Consider the following 1346-nt stretch of genomic DNA (forward strand, 5'->3'; position numbering starts at 1 on the left):
CGAGTACTTCGTGCCCTGCGAGCGGTTCGACAGGATCGCGACCGGGTGGATGTCGACCGTGGCCGCCCCGGAGTCGACCAGGTCCTTGATGTAGTCACCGTTGGCCCGCTCGAACTGGCCGCAGCCGGGGCAGAGGTAGTCGACGTACAGGGTGATCCGGACGGTGCCGGCACCGTCGGTCTCGGTGTTGCTCGGGGCGGCAGAGGCCGATCCGGACGCGGACGCGGTGACCGGCTTCAGGTCCTGTCCGATCGTGATGCCGCCCTGCGACATCGTCGACGGTCCGGGCCCGGCGGGCTTCACGGAGTCGACGAGGACGAGCGTGACGATCGTCGCGGCGGCGAGGAGCACGACCCCGAGCCCGATCTGCAGTCCGAGCCGGACACCGCGCTGGCGTCGCTTCTGCTGGGTCCGGGCACGCTGGGCTCGCTGGCGGGCGGCTTCACGGCGCTCGTTCCGCGCGGCGCGGGCAGCACCCTCGGGGCGGTTGTTCATCGGTGCGTCGTCCTCCTGATCGGTGTCCGCTCGGCGTTCCCCTGCTCGGCGGACGGACCCGGCGATTGTAGTGGGGCGCTCTGGGAAGCAGCCGACCAAGGGGGAAAACACTGGCGCACCCGGGTGAACTCGTGTTGTATGAAGCTCGACAGTCGACGACGACTGTCCGGGGCCCGTACGGGCACACCGCTTCACTCGGATCGTCCGGCACGTACCTGCCGGTGAAGGAAGGACCGAACGCTCATGGCGTCCGTCACCTATGACAAGGCAACCCGTCTCTACCCCGGAGGCAACCGTCCCGCGGTCGACTCCCTCGACCTGGACGTCGCCGACGGCGAGTTCCTCGTCCTCGTCGGCCCCTCGGGCTGCGGCAAGTCCACCTCGCTCCGCATGCTGGCCGGCCTCGAAGAGGTCAACTCCGGTCAGATCCGCATCGGCGACCGCGACGTCACGGACGTCCCGCCGAAGGACCGCGACATCGCGATGGTGTTCCAGAACTACGCGCTGTACCCGCACATGACCGTCGCCGAGAACATGGGCTTCGCGCTCAAGATCGCCGGCGTCGGCAAGGAAGAGCGCGCCACCCGCGTGCAGGAAGCCGCCAAGCTCCTCGACCTCGAGGACTACCTCGGCCGCAAGCCGAAGGCGCTCTCCGGTGGTCAGCGTCAGCGCGTCGCGATGGGCCGTGCGATCGTCCGTCAGCCGCAGGTGTTCCTCATGGACGAGCCGCTGTCGAACCTCGACGCCAAGCTCCGCGGCCAGACCCGCACGCAGATCGCGTCGCTGCAGCGTCGTCTCGGCGTCACCACGGTCTACGTCACGCACGACCAGACCGAGGCACTGACCATGGG

At 68.9% G+C, this 1346-nt stretch carries 2 protein-coding genes; one reads left to right on the forward strand and one right to left on the reverse strand.

Annotated features, from left to right (window positions below; genetic code table 11):
- On the reverse strand, positions 1–495 hold a 495-nt coding region (locus BACI9J_RS23655), incomplete at its 3' end, for a DsbA family protein (RefSeq protein WP_442858673.1).
- 243 nt (positions 496–738) lie between these two features.
- Here BACI9J_RS23655 and BACI9J_RS23660 point away from each other — a divergent pair.
- Positions 739–1346: ABC transporter ATP-binding protein (locus tag BACI9J_RS23660; protein ID WP_159736746.1), on the forward strand; the 608-nt coding region annotated here is incomplete at its 3' end.

Source organism: Arthrobacter sp. 9V (assembly GCF_902506065.1).
Taxonomy (GTDB): Bacteria; Actinomycetota; Actinomycetes; order Actinomycetales; family Micrococcaceae; genus Arthrobacter.